25 protein-coding genes are annotated in these 20,908 nt (G+C 58.2%); 14 read left to right on the plus strand and 11 right to left on the minus strand.

Going from position 1 to position 20,908, the window contains the following annotated elements; translation table 11 throughout:
• Positions 1-30 precede the first annotated feature (30 nt).
• Positions 31-165 (plus strand): aa3-type cytochrome c oxidase subunit IV, encoded by a 135-nt coding sequence (locus AC2FJC_RS06600; protein WP_058273578.1) that lies wholly within the window; start codon positions 31-33, stop codon positions 163-165.
• An 18-nt stretch (positions 166-183) separates the two neighbouring features.
• Positions 184-816, plus strand: coding sequence for a hypothetical protein (locus AC2FJC_RS06605; protein ID WP_472722817.1), 633 nt, complete (start codon positions 184-186; stop codon positions 814-816).
• On the opposite strand, the gene AC2FJC_RS06610 is transcribed toward AC2FJC_RS06605, so the two are convergent.
• Positions 805-1,137, minus strand: a complete 333-nt coding sequence (locus AC2FJC_RS06610; RefSeq protein WP_496738879.1) for an AzlD domain-containing protein — start codon at positions 1,135-1,137, stop codon at positions 805-807. The two genes, AC2FJC_RS06605 and AC2FJC_RS06610, sit on opposite strands and share 12 nt — an antisense overlap.
• A complete protein-coding gene (locus AC2FJC_RS06615) occupies positions 1,134-1,850 on the minus strand; it encodes an AzlC family ABC transporter permease (RefSeq protein ID WP_496738880.1) in 717 nt (238 codons plus the stop codon). The genes AC2FJC_RS06610 and AC2FJC_RS06615 overlap by 4 nt, the downstream gene beginning before the upstream one ends.
• Here AC2FJC_RS06615 and AC2FJC_RS06620 point away from each other — a divergent pair.
• The 5 genes from AC2FJC_RS06620 (at position 1,849) to AC2FJC_RS06640 (ending at position 6,309) form a co-directional block, all read left to right on the plus strand.
• Positions 1,849-2,790, plus strand: coding sequence for a formate dehydrogenase accessory sulfurtransferase FdhD (locus AC2FJC_RS06620; RefSeq protein ID WP_496738881.1), 942 nt, complete (start codon positions 1,849-1,851; stop codon positions 2,788-2,790). The genes AC2FJC_RS06615 and AC2FJC_RS06620 overlap by 2 nt on opposite strands.
• Positions 2,791-2,901: 111 nt before the next feature.
• Positions 2,902-3,855, plus strand: coding sequence for an AEC family transporter (locus AC2FJC_RS06625; RefSeq protein WP_109312937.1), 954 nt, complete (start codon positions 2,902-2,904; stop codon positions 3,853-3,855).
• 59 nt (positions 3,856-3,914) lie between these two features.
• Positions 3,915-4,559: a molybdenum cofactor guanylyltransferase MobA gene (gene mobA, locus AC2FJC_RS06630; RefSeq protein WP_496738882.1), complete on the plus strand. Its 645-nt coding sequence runs from the start codon at positions 3,915-3,917 to the stop codon at positions 4,557-4,559.
• Positions 4,556-5,047 (plus strand): molybdopterin-guanine dinucleotide biosynthesis protein B, encoded by a 492-nt coding sequence (gene mobB / locus AC2FJC_RS06635; RefSeq protein ID WP_109312935.1) that lies wholly within the window; start codon positions 4,556-4,558, stop codon positions 5,045-5,047. Before mobA ends, mobB begins: the two co-directional genes overlap by 4 nt.
• A complete protein-coding gene (locus tag AC2FJC_RS06640; RefSeq protein ID WP_496738883.1) occupies positions 5,044-6,309 on the plus strand; it encodes a molybdopterin-binding protein in 1,266 nt (421 codons plus the stop codon). The genes mobB and AC2FJC_RS06640 overlap by 4 nt, the downstream gene beginning before the upstream one ends.
• Here the strand turns inward: AC2FJC_RS06640 and AC2FJC_RS06645 are convergent, their stop codons facing one another.
• From AC2FJC_RS06645 to AC2FJC_RS06655, 3 genes are all read right to left on the minus strand, one after another.
• The gene (locus AC2FJC_RS06645) at positions 6,310-7,302 is read right to left on the minus strand and encodes a hypothetical protein (protein ID WP_282120087.1); all 993 of its coding nucleotides are present in this window, start codon (positions 7,300-7,302) and stop codon (positions 6,310-6,312) included. It abuts the gene before it with no gap.
• Positions 7,303-7,316: 14 nt separating this feature from the next.
• Entirely contained in the window at positions 7,317-7,787 is a 471-nt protein-coding gene (greA, locus tag AC2FJC_RS06650; RefSeq protein WP_109313008.1) for a transcription elongation factor GreA, read from the minus strand.
• Between the two features lie 241 nt (positions 7,788-8,028).
• A complete protein-coding gene (locus tag AC2FJC_RS06655) occupies positions 8,029-8,409 on the minus strand; it encodes a VOC family protein (RefSeq protein WP_282152501.1) in 381 nt (126 codons plus the stop codon).
• An 88-nt stretch (positions 8,410-8,497) separates the two neighbouring features.
• Here AC2FJC_RS06655 and soxR point away from each other — a divergent pair, with 88 nt between their 5' ends.
• The 4 genes from soxR (at position 8,498) to AC2FJC_RS06675 (ending at position 13,363) form a co-directional block, all read left to right on the plus strand.
• On the plus strand, positions 8,498-8,953 hold the full coding sequence (gene soxR, locus AC2FJC_RS06660) for a redox-sensitive transcriptional activator SoxR (RefSeq protein WP_496738884.1): 456 nt from the start codon (positions 8,498-8,500) through the stop codon (positions 8,951-8,953).
• 135 nt (positions 8,954-9,088) lie between these two features.
• Positions 9,089-10,735, plus strand: coding sequence for an electron transfer flavoprotein-ubiquinone oxidoreductase (locus tag AC2FJC_RS06665; protein ID WP_282152499.1), 1,647 nt, complete (start codon positions 9,089-9,091; stop codon positions 10,733-10,735).
• 104 nt (positions 10,736-10,839) lie between these two features.
• Positions 10,840-12,552 (plus strand): tetratricopeptide repeat protein, encoded by a 1,713-nt coding sequence (locus AC2FJC_RS06670; protein WP_496738885.1) that lies wholly within the window; start codon positions 10,840-10,842, stop codon positions 12,550-12,552.
• Positions 12,542-13,363: a 4-(cytidine 5'-diphospho)-2-C-methyl-D-erythritol kinase gene (locus AC2FJC_RS06675; RefSeq protein WP_496738886.1), complete on the plus strand. Its 822-nt coding sequence runs from the start codon at positions 12,542-12,544 to the stop codon at positions 13,361-13,363. Before AC2FJC_RS06670 ends, AC2FJC_RS06675 begins: the two co-directional genes overlap by 11 nt.
• Here the strand turns inward: AC2FJC_RS06675 and AC2FJC_RS06680 are convergent.
• A complete protein-coding gene (locus AC2FJC_RS06680; RefSeq protein ID WP_496738887.1) occupies positions 13,356-14,354 on the minus strand; it encodes a polyprenyl synthetase family protein in 999 nt (332 codons plus the stop codon). The genes AC2FJC_RS06675 and AC2FJC_RS06680 overlap by 8 nt on opposite strands.
• Before the next feature lie 56 nt (positions 14,355-14,410).
• Here AC2FJC_RS06680 and AC2FJC_RS06685 point away from each other — a divergent pair, with 56 nt between their 5' ends.
• From AC2FJC_RS06685 to AC2FJC_RS06695, 3 genes are all read left to right on the plus strand, one after another.
• Entirely contained in the window at positions 14,411-14,626 is a 216-nt protein-coding gene (locus AC2FJC_RS06685; RefSeq protein WP_037316655.1) for a putative signal transducing protein, read from the plus strand.
• On the plus strand, positions 14,623-15,396 hold the full coding sequence (locus AC2FJC_RS06690; protein ID WP_496738888.1) for a tRNA1(Val) (adenine(37)-N6)-methyltransferase: 774 nt from the start codon (positions 14,623-14,625) through the stop codon (positions 15,394-15,396). The genes AC2FJC_RS06685 and AC2FJC_RS06690 overlap by 4 nt, the downstream gene beginning before the upstream one ends.
• 121 nt (positions 15,397-15,517) lie before the next feature.
• On the plus strand, positions 15,518-15,682 hold the full coding sequence (locus AC2FJC_RS06695; RefSeq protein WP_082649277.1) for a YdcH family protein: 165 nt from the start codon (positions 15,518-15,520) through the stop codon (positions 15,680-15,682).
• Here the strand turns inward: AC2FJC_RS06695 and yddG are convergent.
• The 5 genes from yddG to AC2FJC_RS06720 form a co-directional block, all read right to left on the minus strand.
• Positions 15,679-16,542, minus strand: coding sequence for an aromatic amino acid exporter YddG (gene yddG, locus AC2FJC_RS06700; RefSeq protein ID WP_496738889.1), 864 nt, complete (start codon positions 16,540-16,542; stop codon positions 15,679-15,681). The genes AC2FJC_RS06695 and yddG overlap by 4 nt on opposite strands.
• Positions 16,539-17,486 carry a transcriptional regulator GcvA gene (locus tag AC2FJC_RS06705; protein WP_496738890.1) on the minus strand — a complete coding sequence of 316 codons (948 nt, stop codon included), beginning with the start codon at positions 17,484-17,486 and terminating at the stop codon, positions 16,539-16,541. The genes yddG and AC2FJC_RS06705 overlap by 4 nt, the downstream gene beginning before the upstream one ends.
• Positions 17,487-17,789: 303 nt before the next feature.
• The gene (gene phbB / locus AC2FJC_RS06710; protein ID WP_496725806.1) at positions 17,790-18,512 is read right to left on the minus strand and encodes an acetoacetyl-CoA reductase; all 723 of its coding nucleotides are present in this window, start codon (positions 18,510-18,512) and stop codon (positions 17,790-17,792) included.
• 187 nt (positions 18,513-18,699) lie between these two features.
• Positions 18,700-19,875 (minus strand): acetyl-CoA C-acetyltransferase, encoded by a 1,176-nt coding sequence (locus AC2FJC_RS06715; protein WP_496738891.1) that lies wholly within the window; start codon positions 19,873-19,875, stop codon positions 18,700-18,702.
• Positions 19,876-20,058: 183 nt separating this feature from the next.
• Entirely contained in the window at positions 20,059-20,892 is an 834-nt protein-coding gene (locus tag AC2FJC_RS06720) for an EAL domain-containing protein (protein ID WP_496738892.1), read from the minus strand.
• Between the last annotated feature and the right edge of the window lie 16 nt (positions 20,893-20,908).

The raw sequence follows: 20,908 nt of genomic DNA on the forward strand, positions 1-20,908 counted from the left end.
TCAAACACGCGAATTAGGATTCTGAGACTCATGGCTGAACACAAGCACGGCGAAATGGATATCACTGTTCAAACCAAAACCTTTGATGGGTTCGTCAAAGCCACCACATGGTGTGTGGTTGCCATCGCCCTCCTTTGCCTGTTCCTGGCGGTCTTCGCCGCATAATCCAATACGGGGTTGACCTTGATCCGGATTTTGATTGCCTGCCTGCTGGCAGCAACTGTTGCTGGCTGCACGGGATCGCAGCGCCCGCAAGCCGACCGGGCCGAGGTCGTTGCCCGATCCTATCGTGATCCGGGGCCTTCGACCCTGACGCTGTATACGATGATCAGCACGCGCACCGGGTCTGGTGCCCATACTTCGTTGATGATCAGCGGTAGCGAGCGGGTGATCTTTGATCCTGCGGGGTCTTTCCGCGCAGATGTGGTTCCGATCAAGGACGACGTACTGTACGGTATCACCCCGAATGTCGAGCGCGCCTATCGCAGCTCGCACGCGCGCGAGACACATTATGCGCGTATCCAGACGATTCAGGTAAGCCCGCAACAGGCCGAGATTGCCTTGCAGCTGGCCAAACAATCCGGTCCGGTCGCTGGCGCTTATTGTGCGAATTCCACCGCGTCGCTGCTTAAGCAGGTTCCGGGGTTTGAACAGATCGACGTGACCTTTTTTCCGGTCAAGCTGTCGGATCAATTCGGTCAGCTTCCGGGTGTTGTGACAACGGAGTATCGTGAGAACGACGATGCCGACCTGCAAAAAGGTCTGGCCGCCAACAATGCGGCACTGAACCAACTGGAAACGGTCTCAACCCAATAAGTACAGCAACCCGTACAGTGTTGCGGCGCCGCTGAAGATTGCTGCCAGCACATTCTTTGTGATCACTCCAACGCTTAGCGCAACCGCGGCGGCCGCCATCCGTGGAATGTCGGGCTGCCCTTCGGTTGCGGTTGGCCAAACAACCAGCGGTGCAATCAGGGCTGGCAGGATGGCGACAGCGGTGTAGCGCAAGTGGCGCAACAGCCAGGGAGGCATCGGGCGATCCCCGACGAGGCCGATAAAGACAAACCGCAAACTATAACTGCCAATGGCAAGTCCAATGATGATGGACCAGATCGTGACCTGATCAACAGGGGTCATGATGTGGCCTTTCTGCGTTCGGCGAACAATTCGGCCTGAGCGCCGGCCATCATGCCGGCACATCCGGCAATCAGCAGGCCCAGATTGTATGGGATGCCAGCGGTCATTAAAGAAACGACAATGGCGACCAGCGCAGCCACCACATGGGGCAGGGTGCGCATCATTGGCCCGATCATTGCCAGAAATGTAATCGGCAAGGCAAAGTCCAGCGCCCAGCTTTCGGGAATGCGTGTGCCAAGAACCGCGCCCAGGTAGGTCGCAAATATCCATAGCGGCGTGATGGGGGTGACCGAGCCCACGAAATAAGCCATGCGCTGGGGCACCGTCATCCTGGGTTCTTTTTCAAACTGCACAATCGAACAGGCATAAGATTGATCGACGGTCAGGTAGGCTGCACAGGCCCGCTGCCACATCGGCGCAGCCCCCAGATAGGGCGTCAGTGACGCTGAATACATCGCCATCCGCAGGTTCACCGCCAGGGCAGAGACAAGAATAATGGCCGTCGGCGTCTGATCCTGCAGCAATTGCAGCGCGGCAAACTGCGCAGCACCCGCAAAGACAGTGGACGTGAAGGCCATGGTTTGCACGATATTCAACCCGGCCTCGGTCGCGAAGACGCCGAACAGGGTGCCGAACGGGATCGCCACAAAAATGAACGGGGTCCCGTCGCGAAAACCCTTCCAGAAGTATGACTTGGATGTGGTGTCTGCCATGGCTAAATCCTATGGTGATCCCCGCAGCAGTAGCGGTCTTGGGAAAGGGTTGCAATTGGCCACGGAACAGAACCAGTCAGACTACATCATCGCCCCAGATCCCGGTGCGCCCCGCCTGACCCGCGCCGTTGAAGGCGTGGACCAGAATGGTGAGGTCAGCGAGATCTCGGTGATCGAGGAACGCCCGCTGACGATTTTCCTGAATTCGCAAGAGATCGTGACGGCGATGACGATCGGTGACTACCCCGAGTATCTGGCGCTGGGGTTCCTGCGCAATCAGGGGATGCTGCTGGTCGATGACGAGATCACCCGCGTCGATTACGATGAAGATCTGGAAACCGTAGTGGTGCGTACCGCGCGCGAGACCTCGTATGAGGACAAACTGAAGAAAAAGACCCGAACCAGCGGTTGTGCGGTCGGCACTGTGTTCGGTGACATGATGGAAGGATTGGAGAACGTGCGCCTGCCGCAGGTCTCGGTCCGCACCTCGTGGCTGTACGATCTGGCGGCCAAGATCAACCGCACCCCGTCGTTGTATCTTGAGGCTGGGGCGATTCACGGCACTGTGTTGTGCCGCGAAAACCGCCCGCTGGTCTATATGGAAGACGTGGGCCGCCACAACGCTGTCGACAAGATCGCGGGTTGGATGCTGTCAAAAGGTGAGGGGGCTGAAGACAAAATCCTCTACACTACCGGACGCCTTACCTCGGAAATGGTGATCAAGACCGCGATGATGGGCATACCAGTTCTGGCGTCGCGATCGGGCTTCACCGCATGGGGCGTAGAGATCGCTCGCGAAGTCGGACTGACATTGATCGGTCGGATGCGTGGGCAGCGCTTTGTATGTCTTTCAAGTGAGGACCGACTGATGCGTGATGTGGATCCGGCGACTGTGGCGGTCGAAGATAAGAAACACAAAAGGAAAAGTTCCCAGTCCTGAAATCCGTTAGGTAACCAGACGTTCTGACAAAACTCTGCAAGTTCCGGAAGATATACACTAAGGTGGAGCAACTCAGAGTGGAATTTTGGATGGTTGCCACGTAGGGAAGCTATGGAATTAATCAGTTTAATTGCACCGGTCTTCGCGGTGATCTTGACGGGGTACGTGTTTTCTTGGACGAATCTTCTGGGTGAAGACACGTCAGAAGCTCTGGTGCAGTTTGCCGTTTACGTCCTGATCCCCGCCATCATGTTTTACCTGATTGGTCAGGAGGAGTTTGAGAACCTTCTAAACTACGGTTTCTACGTGTCGTATGGCGGTACGATACTGGCTCTTTTTGCCGTCCTGTTCATCGGTTTGAAGGCGCTGACGAGTTTTCAGGTCGGATCAGCAACCGTTTTGGCCTTTGCTGGCGTTGCCTCGAACACAGCGTTGGTTGCGCTGCCCATCCTCCATGCGATTTTTGGATCAAAGGGGGCGCTGCCGGCCGTATTGGCAAATCTGGTGGTCGCCATTCTGCTGTTGATCATGACCACCATTCTAGAGACCTCGGCCGGGCACAAGGCAAGCGCCAAGACACCCATTTACAAGATCCTTCTGAATGTTTTGAAAAACCCGATAATCGCTGCAACGTTGTTGGGCGTTCTTTACTCTTTCACAGGTATTGGGTTTTCTGACGCCGTTTCGGATTATTTAGAGCTTATGAGCCAGGCGCTTGCAGCTGTTGCGCTATTTGCGATCGGGTTTACCACAAGTGTTCGCACGATTGTTCAGACTGGACCGATGATCCTGTTCTTGACGGTAGTAAAACTTCTCGTTGTTCCGGGGGTGGTGCTGCTTGCGGGGCATTTGATCGGGCTGGATCCGCTTTGGATCATTGCGGCGACGGTCTCTGCAGCAGCGCCCACGGCAAAGAGCATCTTTTTGCTGGCCAAACATTATGATCAGGAGCCGCAACTCGCCGCTCACATCGTGTCGGCGACCTCGTTCCTGGCGGTCGGGACTTTGATCCTGTGGCTGTTTGTCCTGCATCATCTGCATCCTACCGCGTTCCAATTGAATTGAGTTCGCTCTACAAAGTTGCGATCTATCGATCACTTGGACGCAAGCAACAAGGTGCAGCAATGAACACCCCTTTGGGCGTAATCCTCGCAGGCGGCCTCGCCACCCGTATGGGCGGCGGTGACAAGGGTCTATTGCAGATCGGGGGCCAAAGCCTGCTGTTTCATGTCATTGACCGGTTTGGCCCGCAGGTCGACGGTCTGGCGCTGAACGCCAATGGCGACCCCGAACGGTTCGCCGATCTGAACCTGCCGGTTCTGCCCGATACCATCGAAGGTTTCGCCGGGCCTCTGGCGGGTGTGCTGGCGGGGCTCGACTGGGCTGCTAAGCAAGGCGCCGATAGCATAGTCACAGCCGCTGCTGATACGCCGTTTTTTCCACGCGATCTTGTGGCGCGGCTGACCGACGCTGCCCAAGGGCAAACACATCCTCTGGTGCTGGCCACCACGCCGCGCACCGGGGATGAAGCGCTAAAGTCCGGCGGCGGCAAGCGGGTCAACAGGCATCCGACATTTGGCCTCTGGCCTGTCGCGCTGCGCGATGATCTGCGGGATGCCTTGAATGACGGGCTGCGCAAGGTTGTGCTGTGGACCGACAAACATGAAGGTCGCGAGGCTTTGTTTCCTGCGGAACCTTTCGATCCCTTCTTCAACGTCAACACGCCCGACGATTTGGCGCGGGCGCAAAAGCTGCTGGAACAGGCATGAGGGTCTTCGGCGTCACCGGCTGGAAAAACGCAGGCAAGACCGGCCTAGTGGAGCGGTTAGTGACCGAGATTACCGGGCGCGGCTTTTCAGTTTCGACGGTCAAACATGCCCATCACGCGGTCGATGTCGACCAGACCGGCACCGACAGCTTCCGCCATCGAGAAGCCGGTGCGTCCGAGGTGCTATTGGCATCCGGCAAGCGTATTGCCGTGATGCAAGAACTGCGCGGGGCACCTGAGCCGCCTTTGGCTGATCTTCTGGCTCGGCTGCTCCCGGTCGATCTCGTACTGATCGAAGGGTTCAAACGAGAAAGCCACCCCAAGGTCGAAGCGTTTCGTGCCGAGGCCGGCAATGCGTTGATGGCCCCGGAAAACAGTACGATCCGCGCTGTCGCCAGCGATACGCCCCTGCAGGTACAGGTTCCGGTGTTTGATCTGGACAACACCGCCGCAGTCGCGGATTTCATCTTGAAAGAGGTCGGATTATGACGCCGCCAAACATCACGCCTCCGCCCCTGCGAAATGATTGTTTTGCCTTACCTGCCGGGGTCAACTGGACACCTGTGGACGACGCGCTGGCCTTGTTACGATCTCGGTTGACGGTGGTGACTTCGGTCGAAACGGCTCTGATCGGGCAGGCTGTGGGGCGGATACTGGCAGAAGACGTTTTTGCGAAACGTTCAAACCCGCCGCAACCGAACACGGCCGTGGATGGTTATGGGTTTTCCGGGGCTGCCCTCGAGGGTCCCCAAGTGATGCCGCTGCAGGATGGGCGCGCTGCGGCTGGTATTCCGTTTGATGGCGCGGTGCCACACGGCAAGGCACTGCGCGTGTTGACCGGCGCAGCGCTGCCTACCGGTGTGGATACGGTCATACTGGAAGAAGACGTGACCGTTCAGGATGGTCACATCGCCTTTCACGGCCCGCTGAAACAGGGCGCCAATACCCGCAAAGCTGGCGAAGACGTGGCCGAGGGCGATTTGGTTCTGCCTACCGGGCGCAGATTGACCCCTGCTGACATGGCCCTTTTGTCGGCCACCGGCATATCCGAGGTCGCGGTACGCAAGACGCTGAGCGTTGCGGTTCTCTCGACCGGGGATGAGCTGGTCGAGCCTGGAAACTCTGCCGGACCCGGCCAAATATTTGACGCCAACCGTCCGATGCTGTTGTCGATGATCGCGCGACTGGGCTATGAGCCGGTGGATATGGGGCGCGTGTCCGACGACCGGGAAGATCTGCGTGACAGGCTGGACAAGGCGTCAGAACAGGCCGACGTCATTCTGACCAGCGGCGGCGCGTCCGCCGGGGATGAAGATCATGTCTCAGCCCTATTGCGAGAGGCCGGTGCGATGCAGGAGTGGCGCATTGCGCTAAAGCCCGGCCGCCCATTGGCGCTGGGTATGTGGAACAAAACGCCCGTATTTGGCCTGCCGGGTAATCCCGTCGCAGCCAAAGTCTGTACATTGATCTTTGCCCGCCCTGCACTGGGTCTGATGGCGGGCGAGGGCTGGTCCGAACCGCAGGCGTTCAATTTGCCTGCTGGTTTCGAAAAACGAAAAAAACCGGGGCGGCGCGAATACTTGCGCGCCCGTGTCCGAGACGGTCAGGTCGAGGTTTTTGCATCGGAAGGATCGGGTCGTATCAGCGGCCTTAGCTGGGCCGAAGGGCTGGTCGAGATTCAGGATGGCGCATGTCACATTAGGCCGGGTGATCTGGTGCGGTTCATTCCTTATGGCAGCTTTGGGTTGTGATCAGTCAAATGTACCCGCGACGCGCCCAAGCAGCATGAAAGCGCGGGCGGTTCGTGTGTCGCCCAATGCAGTCAGGTCCGCGTCGCTGGCAACCGGTTCAAATTCAACGATCATGTGATCAAAACGGCGTAGGAAATGATGCACGGCGTCCCGGAAAATCGGGTCCTGCTTCATCCGCGCTGCCGTCAGTGCCAGCGAAGACCGGTCCCTGATCCCGCCCAACGCGGCAACCGCGCGGCCGCGCGCGCCCTGTGCAAACTGTCGCCAAATTTCGGGGCGGGCCATATCCGGGCGCAGGTCATCCATATAGATGCCTTCCTGGCTCAGCAGTGTAAGCACGTCCTGCGAAGCCTGCACCAGCTGGGCGGTCTTGCGATCCCGTAGCGCCAGCCTAAGGGCGTCGAACCCTTCAGCATCATCCTGCGTTTCCGGGAAATTCAGCGCTCGAATGAAGGTATCGGTCGTCAACGGCGGCGCGATATCTTCGGCCGGGGTGCCCAGTTCCAAAGACGTCTGGTCGCCCGTGGCAGCAGATGCTTCGCCGCGAACCGGCTCGGTCCGTTTCGACGAAAACGTCGCCAGCGCGGTTTCCGCCTTTTTGGCGGTCTCGGCGATTTCGTCCAGCTTTTTGCTGACACCGGGTTCTTGCAAGCTGGCGGCGCGCTGTTGCTGAATCACGTAAGCCTGACGGATCGCATCTATCGCTGTCTGCAGCCGAGCGCTTTCTTCGCGCATGACGCGACTGGCGCGCATCGCCATAGCGGCGACCCAAATCATCGCCACCGGCATGAAAACAGCCAGCAGAGTCACGACGAATCCGCCGCCATCGACCTTGTCGGGAAGCACCAGAAACACAATCGACACGATCAGCCAAACCACGCTAAGCGCGACGGCAACGATCTCGATCTCGGTCACCGAAGGATGCGAAGGCTTATCATATATACCCAAAGGGGTTGGCCTTTCGGGATCTTGTTCGGGATTGGGCTCTGACATGGTCAAGGCTCCGGTCAGGCATACTCGATACTTAGAACTTCATAGGACCGCACACCGCCGGGGGTGCGTACTTCGACACTGTCGCCTTCTTCCTTGCCGATCAATGCCCGCGCGATGGGGGATTTGATATTCAGCAGGCCTTTTTCAATGTTGGCTTCGTATTCGCCAACAATCTGCCAGGTCTTTTCTTCGTCGGTGTCTTCATCCACCAGGGTGACCTTGGCGCCAAATTTGATCGCGCCGTTCAGCTTGGCCGGGTCGATCACATCAGCCAGCGACAGAATGCCTTCCAGCTCTTTGATGCGCCCTTCGATGAAGCCCTGCTTTTCGCGGGCCGAATGATACTCGGCGTTTTCCTTCAGGTCGCCCAGCTCGCGCGCTGTGGCAATAGCTTCGATGATCGCCGGGCGCTCGACGGACTTGAGGTTTTTGAGCTCCGCCCCAAGCGCGGCATTACCCGCAGGCGTCATTGGAATTTTTTCCATGTTCTTGTCGTCCACGCATAAATTGGTTCGCCCCGCCGCATGAGACACGCGTCGGGGCGATTTGATGGGTCGTCAATTAACTGACCCAAATGAGGCGTGAATTGCAAGGGGGCTTGGTCGCACAACGCGCGGATTACGGCCTATGGTGTTCGGGAAAAGTCTGAATCGCCAATACCCTGCCACGCTCGTGGCGCTCGGGGCATTGGCGATGAAGAATCTATCGGGTGTTTCCCAGAACGCCTTAATCGTAGCTAATCACTTCGAATTCGATGTCATTGTCGTCATTGAAATAGAACCGCCGACCCGGTTCATAATCAGCATGGGACTTGGGCGTAAAACCGGCGTCGATCACCTTTTTCTCGATCGCGTCGATGTCTTCGACCAGAACACCCACATGGTTCAGCCCGCCGACGATGTCATAGCTGCTTTCCCCGGACGGTTGTGGATCGCTGGGAGCGTAAAGCGCCAGATAGGTGTGCTTGGAGCCCACGTGAACCGTGTAGCCGCCTGCAATTGCTGGGCCTTCCCAGCGTGTTTTCCAACCGAACACCTTGTGCATCCACGCAGCCGAGGCCTGCGGGTCGCGAACGGTGAAGTTGGTGTGTTCAAGTGTCGCCATCATGGGATCTCCTTCGTGTTTTGAGGCTTGTCCCGACTCACCATAATTCCTAAACCTAACTTTAGATCAAGGGATTTTTCAGGAGGATGTGATGGCGGCTTCGGAAGGGTTGGCAATTGGCGCATTGGCCCGGCGCACAGGCTTGGCCGTTTCGGCGATCCGGTACTATGAGGCGCAAGGTCTGATATCGCCCTGGCGCAATGCGGGCGGGCAGCGGCGGTATCAGCGCGCAGACATCAGACGCCTAAGTTTTGTGATGATTGCACAGCAGTTCGGTTTGACTCTGCCCGAGATCCGCGAAGTCCTGTCTGGCCTGCCCGGAAACCGCACGCCAACACCAAAGGATTGGCAGGACATCAGCAAGGGGCTGAGGGCCCATCTGGACCAGCGAATCGATACCCTGACGCGTTTGCGCGACAATTTGGATGGCTGCATCGGCTGCGGATGTCTCAGCCTGCCGAAATGCGCCCTCTACAACCCGGATGACCGCGCAAAATCCAATGGTAGCGGTCCTAGGTACCTGATGGGGGACTCACCCGAGGCATAACTGCCGCATTGCAGCAAAGTTACGCCGTGTTTTGATTGACCAAGGTGTTTGCGACCATGTAATCAGCCGTGAAACAAAATTGCGCAGAGCATGCAGTGAAAGCGCCAATTCGGAAAGTTAGCTAGGGAGCCCGCGATGGCCGAGATTGAACGCGAAGCGATGGAATACGACGTGGTGATCGTGGGTGCAGGCCCCGCGGGCCTGTCGGCGGCCATCCGTCTGAAACAGCTGGATGCCGACCTGAACGTCGTGGTTCTGGAAAAGGGCTCGGAAGTGGGCGCACATATCCTGTCGGGCGCGGTTCTGGACCCTTGCGGGCTGGACGCACTGATCCCGGACTGGAAAGAAAAAGGCGCGCCGCTGAACGTGCCGGTGCATGAAGATAACTTCTACATGCTGGGCGAGGCGGGCAAGATTCGCATTCCCAACTTCCCAATGCCGCCGCTGATGAACAACCACGGCAACTACATCGTTTCGATGGGTAACGTTTGCCGCTGGATGGCTGAACAGGCGGAAGAGCTGGGCGTGGAAATCTTCCCCGGCATGGCGTGTTCGGAACTGGTTTATGGCGACAATGGCGAAGTCAAAGGCGTCGTCGCCGGTGTCTTCGGCCTAGAGCCTGATGGATCATACGGGCCGCAAACCGAGCCTGGCATGGAACTGCATGGCAAGTACGTCTTCCTGTCGGAAGGTGTGCGCGGTTCGCTGTCCAAGGAAGTGATCGCCAAGTATGACCTCTCTGCTGGCAAAGAGGTGCAGAAATACGGCGTGGGCATGAAAGAGATCTGGGAGATCGACCCGGCCAAGCACAAGGAAGGCTCGGTCACGCATACGATGGGTTGGCCGCTGGGCAGCAACGCGGGCGGCGGGTCGTTCATCTATCATCTTGAAAACAATCAGGTCTACGTCGGTTTCGTGGTTCACCTGAACTACAAGAACCCACACCTGTACCCCTACATGGAATTCCAGCGTTTTAAGCACCACCCGATGGTGGCCGAGCTGCTGAAAGGCGGCAAGCGCGTCGCTTACGGCGCCCGTGCCATCACCGAGGGTGGTTATCAGTCAATGCCCAAGCTGGTTGCGCCGGGCGTGGCTCTGTTGGGTTGTTCCGCAGGCATGGTCAACGTGCCGCGCATTAAGGGCAACCACAACGCGATGTTGTCGGGCAAAGCGGCGGCTGAAGCGGCGTTTGACGCCATCAAGGCCGAACGTTCGGGTGATGAACTGACCGCCTATGAAACCGACGTGCGCGAAGGTGCAATTGGCGCAGATCTGAAGAAGGTGCGCAACGTCAAGCCGCTGTGGTCGAAATACGGCCTGACCGCCAGCCTGATGTTGGGCGGCATGGACATGTGGACCAACACGCTGGGCTTTTCGCTGCTGGGCACGCTGGGTCACGGCAAGAACGATGCTGAATCGACCGAAGAGGCCAGCAAGCACAAGCCCATCGATTATCCAAAGCCCGATGGCAAGCTGTCCTTTGACCGTCTGACCAACGTTTCCTTTGCGATGACCAACCATGAGGAAAGCCAGCCTTGCCACCTGAAGCTGGCCGATCCGGAAATCCCGGTCAAAGTAAACATGCCCAAGTACGATGAACCGGCGCAGCGTTATTGCCCGGCCGGTGTGTACGAGATGGTCGAGGATGAAGATGGCGCACGATTCGTCATCAACTTCCAGAACTGCGTCCACTGCAAAACCTGCGACATCAAGGATCCCAGCCAGAACATCACCTGGACCACGCCGCAGGGCGGGGATGGACCGAACTATCCCAACATGTAAGCGAAAACATGGGCAATGGCGGGGTCGTGAAGGCTCTGCCATTGCCTCTTTCCGGTCAAAGCCCTAGCTTGTTGTCCAGTCAACGATAGCAAGGCAGGATTTTGGTGGCTTCCCTCGTTCGTCGCGCGGCATTTGCCGCGCTGTTAACCTCGGCATTTGCATTCCCGGCGCTGTCGGATTCTGGCTCTGGGTCGTATCTGGCCGGACGTCAGGCGATTTATCAAAGCGACTATATTTCTGCCGAGAAATATTATACGCAGGCCCTGCGCGCCGACCCCGAAAATGGCAAACTTCTGGAAAACGTCGTCGTAGCGCGTCTTGCATTGGGCGAGATTGAGCGCGCGCTGCCGGTTGCGCAGTCAATTGAGGCGCTCGAACTACCAAGCCAGTCGGCAAAGATGGTCATCATGGCCAACCTGATCGACGACGGAAAGCTGGATGAGCTGCTTGCTCGTGATCCTGAAACCCAAGGCGTTGGGCCATTAGTAGATGGCTTGGTTCTGGGTTGGGTCTATGTGGCGCAAGGTGCCATGACCAAAGCGATGGAAAAGTTCGACGAAGTCGGCACCCAGGAGGGGCTTCTGGAATTCGCGCTTTACCACAAGGCGTTGGCGCTGGCGTCGATTGGTGACTTCGAAGGGGCCGAAGAGATTTTTGCGGCAAACAACGGAGCGGTGTCGCGGTTCTCGCGCCGCGCGGCCTTGGCCCGGACCGAAGTTCTGTCGCAGCTGGACCGCAACGAAGACGCCCTGCAATATCTGGAAGACGTTTTTGCGGCGGGTAGCGACCCATCCATCGAAGGTTACGTGGCGCGTTTGAAGGCGGGTGAAACGTTGCCGTTTACGCACATACAGTCGGCGCAGGACGGTATGGCTGAAGTGTTCTTTTCTGTAGGTGCCGCGCTCAGCAGTGAGGCGTCCCAGGACTATGTGCTTCTCTATGCCCGGATTGCCGCGTTCCTGCGCCCGGACCACGTGGACGCAATCCTACTAAGTGCCGAATTGCTGGATGCGCTAGAACAATATGACCTGGCTGTCGAAGCCTATCGCATGGTGCCGTCGACCAGCAGCGATTACCACGCGGCCGAGTTGGGCCGGGCCGAAGTTCTGAGCCGTTCGGGAAAAACGGATGCAGCAGCCGAAGTTCTCCAGAACCTCGCGGCGCAAAGCCCCAGCCTGCCCAGTGTGCATGTGGCCCTGGCTGATCTGCAAAGGCGGCAAGAAAACTATGTTGATGCGGTTGGGACCTATGACACTGCTATCGAACTGACCGAGCAGGGTGTCAGCGGCAACTGGTTTCTATATTACGCCCGCGGTATTTCACATGAGCGTCTCAAGCACTGGGAAGCGGCTGAGGCCGATTTCCGTCGCGCGTTGGAACTGAACCCCGATCAGCCACAGGTTCTCAACTATTTGGGCTACTCGCTGGTCGAACGGCAGGAAAAGCTGGATGAAGCACTGAACATGATCGAACGCGCTGTCGCGGCGCGCCCCGACAGCGGCTATATTGTCGACAGTCTGGGATGGGTCTTGTTCCGATTGGGCCGCTACGACGAAGCTGTCGCTCATATGGAGCGTGCGGTCGAACTGATGCCGGTTGATCCTGTGGTGAATGATCATCTGGGTGATGTCTATTGGGCCGTGGGCCGCGCGCGCGAAGCTGAATTTCAGTGGAAGCGTGCTCTGTCCTTTGTTGATCCCGACGACACGGATGGTGAGGCCGACCCCGAGCGCATTCGTCGCAAGATTGAGGTGGGCTTGGACGCGGTCTTGGCCGAAGAAGGCGCCGACCCCCTGAAAGTCGCCAATGGCAACTAAGGCCTTCGCGCCCGCCAAGATCAACCTGACCCTGCATGTAACTGGCCGCCGTGACGGCGGGTATCACCTGTTGGATTCTCTAGTGGCTTTTGCGAATGTCGGTGACACGCTGGAATTCACGCCGGGGCCAGAGCTGTCGATGTCAGTCGCCGGTGAACACGCCAAGGGCGTCCCGGCGGACGACAGAAATCTGGTCTGGAAAGCTGCCGTCGCCGCTGGATGGACAGGGCATATCAACCTAAACAAAGTGCTGCCCCATGGTGGCGGCATTGGCGGAGGATCGTCCGATGCCGCGGCGACACTGCGCATGATCGCAGATCAGGGTGTGGCTATCCCCAGCGAAACTGCCCTGACCCTTGGTGCGGATGTGCCGGTTTGCATGGTTGCCAGCGCCACCCGGATGCGGGGCATCGGCGAGCGGTTGCAGCCGGTCTCATTGCCGCAATTGCCCGCGCTTTTGGTCAATCCTGGTGTCGAAGTCCCAACTGGCGCCGTATTCTCTGCCTTGCAGAACCGCGACAACCCGCCAATGCCCGATGATATCCCCGTCTTTGAAACGCCCAAGGCATGCGCGGATTGGGTGCAGGAACAACGCAATGACTTGGAGCCACCGACAAAGGGCATCGCACCCGAGGTTGCCCGGGTGCTGGATGATCTGTCGGATACGAAAGATGTTCTGCTGGCTCGGATGTCAGGTTCGGGTTCGACCTGTTTTGCGCTCTACCCGACGATGAAAGCCGCCCATTTCGCAGCCTACGAGATTGGCGCGGCGCACCCCGATTGGTGGTGCCGCGCCACGCAGCTTAATTGAGGCGCGAAACCACGTAGTCGGCCAGATCGCGCAGCAGCGACCGGATCTCGTGATCCGGCAGTGCATCCAGCGCAGATTTGGCTTTGGCGGCCCACCCAAACGCATCCGACCGTGTGGCGTCCAGCGTGCCGTATTTGTTCATCAGGCACAGCGCATGGTCCAGATCGCCGTCTTCCTGACGGCCTCGACCAATTGTACGCTCCCAAAAGGCGTGCTCCTCCGGGGTGGCCTGTGCGATGGCTTTGATGACCGGCAAGGTCAGTTTGCGCTCGCGGAAGTCGTCGCCGACATTCTTGCCGGTTGCCTTGCTGTCACCCTGATAATCCAACAGGTCATCGGCAATTTGGAACGCAATTCCCAGCGCATCGCCGTATTCGTATAGCGCCTTGACCTGATCCTCAGCCGCGCCAGAAATCACGCCGCCTACCTCGGTTGCAGCGGAGAACAGCGCGGCGGTCTTACCGCGCACGACCTGCAAATAGATTGCCTCGGTAGTGCCCAGATCGGTGGCAGCGGTCATCTGCAACACTTCGCCCTCGGCGATGGTGGCAGAGGCATTGGCCAGAATGTCCAGCACCCGCAGCGATCCGGTCTCAACCATCAGCTGGAAACTGCGGGAAAACAGGTAATCGCCGACCAGAACGCTGGATTTGTTGTCCCACAACAGGTTCGCTGTGGGACGGCCACGCCGCTGGGCGCTTTCATCAACGACATCGTCGTGCAACAGAGTCGCGGTGTGGATGAATTCAACCGTCGCGGCCAGTCGCACGTGATGATCACCCGGATAGTCAAACATCCGGGCCGCCGCCAGCGTCAGCATTGGGCGCAGACGCTTGCCGCCTGCTTCAACCAGATGCGCAGTCACTTCCGGGATGCGCGGTGCGTGTTCCGAGGCCATGCGCGTACGGATCAACTGGTTTACGGCGTCCATTTCGCCGTCCAGAATCTCGGCCAGTCGCTCATGCGGTTTCGAGATCGTGTCGATGTTCATCACTCTCCTGATACAAGGCTCGACTTCCGCCTTGCCTTGCCCTTACATCCATCCCCATGAAAGAACTTTTGCGCAGCACCGATCCGACGATTCTGGCCTTTGCTTCCGCCCTTCTTGAGGGCGAGGATATAGACTGCTTTCAGATGGACGTAAATATGAGCATCCTCGAAGGAGGCATAGGAATCTTTCCGCGCCGCCTGATGGTGCGGGCCGATGACCTGACCCGCGCAGAACGGGTAATGCGTGACAACGAAATCCCTCTGGGCAGATGAACCTGTTTTCCGATAGTGAATTGACCCAAAATGATTTTCTGGGCGGGCGTGTGCGTTTGTTGCAGCCGCGCGCAGGATATCGCGCGGGGGTTGACCCGGTTTTGCTGGCAGCGGTCGTCCCGGCGACACGTGGTCACACCGTGTTGGAACTAGGCTGTGGCGCGGGTGCCGCGATCCTGTGCCTGCTGGCCCGCGTGCCGGGTCTGCAGGCCGTTGGGGTCGAGTTACAGGCAAGCTATGCAGAATTGGCACGCCGAAACGCCGCGGAAAATGACGCGCCGCTGGAGGTAGTCGAGGCCGATATCAGTGCATTGCCAGCTACGCTCAAACAGCGGCAATTCGATCATGTACTCGCAAACCCGCCTTATTACCGTGCTGGCGCGCATAGCCCGGCCGATGACACGGGGCGTAGTATTGCATTGGGCGAGCAAACGCCTTTGGAGACATGGATTGACTGCGCGGCCAAGCGCCTCGCGCCCCGCGGGTACTTGCATATGATCCAGAAAGCCAACCGTCTTCCCGACATATTGATGGCATGCGAAGGGCGGTTGGGATCGGTTGAAGTCCTGCCACTGGCCGCCAGAGCCGGTCGCAAGGCAGAATTGGTAATTTTACGAGCCAGAAAGGGCGGCCGCGCCGATTTTCAGCTGCGTGCGCCAGTCGTTTTACACGACGGGGATCGGCACGAACATGATGGGGAAAGCTATACGCCAAAGGTCTCAGACGTGTTGCGCAAAGGGGCCTCGCTGCCGGGGTTTTCTGATCAATAGGCATTAACCAGCCGAATTTGTCGGATTTATTACAGATTCTGTGCGTCTGCGGCGTGACAGGCTGGAAACGATGTGGTCAACTTCTTACGTGAACCTGAGACACCAACGAAGGAGTATCGCCATGAGCGTGAGCGCACATCTGACCGAACTGAAGAAAAAGCACGAAACTCTCGGTCTTGAAGTTGAACAAGCCCAACGCGCGCCAGGTATCGATGATCTCCATATCGCTCAACTCAAAAAACAAAAACTAAGGCTAAAAGAAGAGATCGAACGCCTATCAGCCTAGGTTTTCATACTCGCCCGCGCGGCAATGGCCGCGCCGCCAGTAATCAATAGGGCCGCGATCGCCAGACCCCAGGACGGGGCGGCGATCCCGGCCACAACCAAAGCTAGCGTAGATAACAAGGGTGCCGCGTACGACGCCGTCCCCAAGAGCTGTATGTCGCCTTGCTTGACCCCAATATCCCAGACATAGAACGCCAACCCCACCGGCCCCAGACCCAAGGCGATCACTGACGCCCAGCCAGAGGCGTTGTCAGGCCAGACGGTATCTTCGACAGCTAGGTGCAGCGCGGCGGACGCGATGGCAGTCGCAATGCAGAAAACGGCGACAGAGCTGGTTGGTGTATCGCCCAGCCGACGCGACAGGACCGAGTATCCAGACCACGTCAACGCGCATAACAAGGCCAAGGCGTAGCCGGGCAGGTGGTCGGTCTGAAACCCGGTGCCACCCCCGGCGATGATCACGGCAGCCCCTGCAAACCCCAGACATGCGCCGAACAAATGTCCGATGCGCAGGTGTTCGCCCGGCAAAAGCCCGGAAAACAACACGATGAGCAACGGCCAGAGATATGCGATCAGACCAGCCTCGGCCGCCGGGGCCATGCGAAGGGCCGAGAAATATAGTACGTGATAGCCGAACAACCCGATTGTGCCGAACAGATAGGTGGTCCACGGCACGTCCCGCAATTGCCGCAACCCACTGCTGCGCCAAGTCCAGATCAGGCCAAGTGTTCCACCAATCGAAAAGCAGATTGCATTCAGCAACAGTGGCGGCGTGGGGGATGACCCGACGGTGAACAAGGCCAGCAGCGACCACAGCAAGACGGCGGCAAACCCGATGGCTGTAGCGCGCGACTTGGTCATAGGCATTGAACCTCTTGGACCGGTATGATGTTGAATTCGTCCGAGATATGCGCGGTCTTTTCAATTTCGGCCATGAACCAGTCGCGGAAAGCGGCGATCTGGGGTCTGTCTTCTGCACCTGGCAAGCACAGAAACCGAAACCGGCCTTGTGTTTCGATAGCCGTCTTGAACGGAGCAACAAGACGCCCCTCGGTAAGGTCCTTCAAGATCATAGCCCGGCGACCCAGTACCACGCCCACGCCCGCAACCGCGGCATCAATTGCGTGGTCTGCGTTCGAAAAATGCGCTCCATGTGTTGGGGCATAATCCACTCCGACCGCGCGGAACCAGGTTGGCCAATCGCTGGGCGGTTGCAGGAACGCAATCGAATCGTCGAAGATCAATGGTGCGTACCGCAGGCTGTCGGGGGTGGGGAATTGCTCGGCCAGATCTGGTGTCATTACCGGGGTCAGCCATTCCTTGCGAACTTGTAAGGAATACAGCCCTTCATCGCCACCGTAACCAAACCGAATGGCGACATCCACATCATCACGTTCAAGGTCCATGATCCGCAATGTTGCCGAGAACTTGAGATCAATCTCGGGATGCGCCCTTGCAAATTCATACAGGCGCGGTGCCAGCCACTTGGCTGTCAGCGCCGGGCCTGCTGTCACGGTCAGCGAGGTATCGTTGCCCTGTCGGCGCGCAGCTTGCCATGCCGTCTGCAATGCGGCGAATCCTTCGGCCGCGCCGGGGGCAAGGGCGCGTCCGGCCTCTGTCAGCTCAACCGCGCGGTTCAAGCGGTGAAACAAGGGCCGACCCAGATGTTCCTCCAGTGATTTGATCTGGAAAGACAGGGCTGCCGGGGTCACGCGCAGCTCCTCTGCGGCTTTGGCAAAGGACATGTGGCGTGCTGCGGCGTCGAAGGCACGCAAGGCGGTGATTGGGGGAAGATAGTTGCTCATCAATACACAAGAATATCTTAACTGAAACTCAAAGAAAGCTCGTTTGTCGCCTTTCTTGATAAGGCGCATATTGGGTTCAAGTCAAACACAGCTGAACTGAAAGGAAGACTGTCATGATCGAAATGACGACCAACGCCGCAGCTGCCCGTGCCTTTCAGCGGGCCCATGCTGAACGTGGCAAGATGATCAAACACGCCCTTATGTGGCTATTCGGTTCCCGCTGAGCGCAGCGCGCGCGTTCTTACGGGATAAAAAAGGGCCGGTCCGCAATGGACCGGCCCGTTGTCTTTTCTACGCTTCAGATCAGACGAAGAATTGCGCACCGTTGGCCGAGATGGTCGAGCCATTGATGAACTGAGAATCGTCGGATGCCAGGAACGCCACACAGCGTGCGATTTCTTCGGGCTCACCCAGGCGACCTGCTGGGATCTGGCCGATAATGGATTCGCGGACTTTTTCGGGAACAGCCATCACCATCTCGGTTGCGATATAGCCGGGGCAGATCGCGTTGGCGGTAATGCCTGCACGCGCGCCTTCTTGCGCCAGCGATTTCACGATGCCCAGATCGCCTGCTTTGGTCGCGGCATAGTTCACCTGAGCGAACTGGCCCTTCTGACCATTGATCGAGCTGATGACGATGACACGGCCGAACTTACGCTCGCGCATGCCGTTCCAGACGGGGTGCACGGTGTTGAACACGCCGGTCAGGTTGGTGTCGATGACCTGGTGCCACTGTTCCGGGGTCATCTTGTGGAACGGTGCATCGCGGGTGATGCCCGCGTTGGCCACCACGATGTCGATGGGGCCGACTTCAGATTCGACTTTTTCAATTCCGGCTTTGGATTCGTCGTAATCAGCGACGTTCCACTTGTAGGTGGAGATGCCGGTCTCTTCGGTGAACTTCGCGGCGGCTTCGTCGTTCCCCGCATAGGTGGCTGCAACATTGTACCCTTCGGCCTTGAGCGCCTTGGAAATTGCTGCGCCGATGCCGCGGGAGCCGCCGGTAACGAGTGCTGTACGTGCCATTTAGGAATCCTCCAATTTAAGTCGTCTTGGTAATGCTGTTACTTTGAGAGGTGATCGTGCGCAATATTGTTTCGTCATGAAATTTGATTTTCCGCTTGGCAATATCGTCGCATCTTTGGGTTAAGGGCCCAATGTAACAAAAAAGGGCGCCCAATGGGCGCCCTTTTTTATTTGGTTATCAACGCAATTAGTCGCGCTCCACGCACAGGGCGACGCCCATGCCGCCGCCAATGCAGAGAGTGGCGAGACCTTTCTTCGCGTCGCGGCGTTTCATTTCGAAGAGCAGCGTGTTCAGAACACGGCAGCCCGAAGCGCCGATCGGGTGACCGATGGCAATGGCGCCGCCGTTCACGTTTAAGATCGACGGATCCCAGCCCATGTCCTTGTTCACGGCGCAAGCTTGTGCGGCAAAGGCTTCGTTCGCCTCGACCAGATCCAGATCGTCAACGGACCAGCCCGCTTTTTCCAGTGCTTTGCGCGAGGCGTAGATCGGGCCCACACCCATGATCGACGGGTCCAGACCGGCGGTTGCATAGGATGCGATACGGGCCAGCGGCTCGATTCCACGCTTTTCAGCATTCTCGGCCGACATCAGCAGCGTCGCCGCCGCGCCGTCATTCAGGCCGGATGCGTTTGCGGCCGTGACCGAACCGTCCTTGGTGAAGGCCGGGCGCAGCTTTGCCATCGCTTCCATGGTGGCGCCATGGCGGATGTATTCGTCAGCGTCCATCACGATGTCGCCCTTGCGGGTCTTGATGGTAAAGGGCGTGATTTCGTCGGCGAACTTGCCAGCCTTTTGCGCGGCTTCAGCCTTGTTCTGCGACGCGACGGCGAATTCGTCCTGCATGTCACGGCTGATCTGCCATTTCTCGGCGACGTTTTCAGCGGTCTGGCCCATGTGATAGCCATTGAACGCATCCCACAAACCATCGCGGATCATCGTGTCGATGTATTTCATGTCGCCCATCTTTTGACCGGCACGCAGAGCGGCGGCGTGGGGCGAAAGTGTCATGTTTTCCTGACCACCGGCAGCAACGATATCGGCGTCGCCCAGTTGGATGTGCTGAGCACCCAAAGCAACGGCCCGCAGACCAGAGCCGCAAACTTGGTTGAGGCCCCATGCTGCGCTTTCCTGTGGCAGACCGGCGTTGATATGTGCCTGACGGGCGGGGTTCTGACCCTGAGCTGCCGTCAGCACCTGTCCCAGAATGGTTTCGCTGACTTCGCCCTTTTCCACGCCTGCGCGTTCTACTACGGCCTCCAGTACGGCGGCCCCAAGATCATGCGCTGGTGTGTTTGCAAACGAGCCGCCAAAGCTGCCCACTCCGGTACGCGCGGCGGATGCGATTACTACGTTGGTCATTTAGACAATCCTTTACCGTCAAGGTCCTGCGGGATATTCGACGGCGCGGATCGCACAAAGATAACTCTGTGGCAGTAAGAGCGCCTCATGTTCCCCGCTCCAACTCCACATGGCATAGCGCAACGCTGCAGTTGCAGCAACGGTCAGCTTGCCTCAGGTCGGGCGTGGACCGGATAAATCACTCTAACTGGCTGTATGTTTGCGCTTTTCCGCCTTCCACGGGGCGGAAACGGTAGGGGCGCCAAACAGGAACCCCTGCAGGCAGTCGACGCCGTTGGCGATAAGGAATTCGGCATCCTTCTGTGTTTCGACTGATTCGGCGGTCACCAGAATCTCGAATTCCCGCGCCACGGCGATCAAGGCCCGCACCAGCGCCTGATTGTCCGGATTTTCGCCGATTCCGTGGATGAATTGGCCATCAATCTTGGCGGCATCAAAGAAAAACTCGCGAAAATTTCGAAAGCTGAAATTGCTTGCCCCAAAATCATCAAGCGCAAAGGCGATTCCGCGCGGCTGCAGCCGGTCCATGAAATCGATCACCAGCTCAGGCACCGTCATGGCCGAGCTTTCTGAGATTTCCATGATCAGCCTTTCGCCGATATTGGCATCTTTCTTCAAAAACCGCTCCAGCACACGTGACCATCGCGCGTAACCGATCGAACGGGCTGACATGTTGATGGACAGGCGAATGTCGGGGTTTTTGGTCAGCGTCCGCAATCCCATTTCAAGCGCGACACAGTCCAGCTCGCGCCCGATTGGAGTGTTTTCCAGTTGTGGCATGAACTCGCGCGCGGGGATGACCCGACCGGTTTCGTCCAGCACTCTGATGAAGCCTTCGTAGAAGGCCACGTCATGCGGCCTGTTCGCCTGCATCACCGGTTGAAAGGCCAGTTTGCACTGTTTGTGCTTCACCGCTTCGGTCGCCATTTCAATCGTCGAGGCATCGCGGGATTTGACAGCCGCGTTCAAGGGGCTGTCCCCACCTTCGGGCAAATCTGCCAGTACCTTCTTCCGCATGTACAACCCGTTTCCT

The sequence above is a fragment of the Ruegeria sp. CDSB117 genome (genome assembly GCF_059611005.1).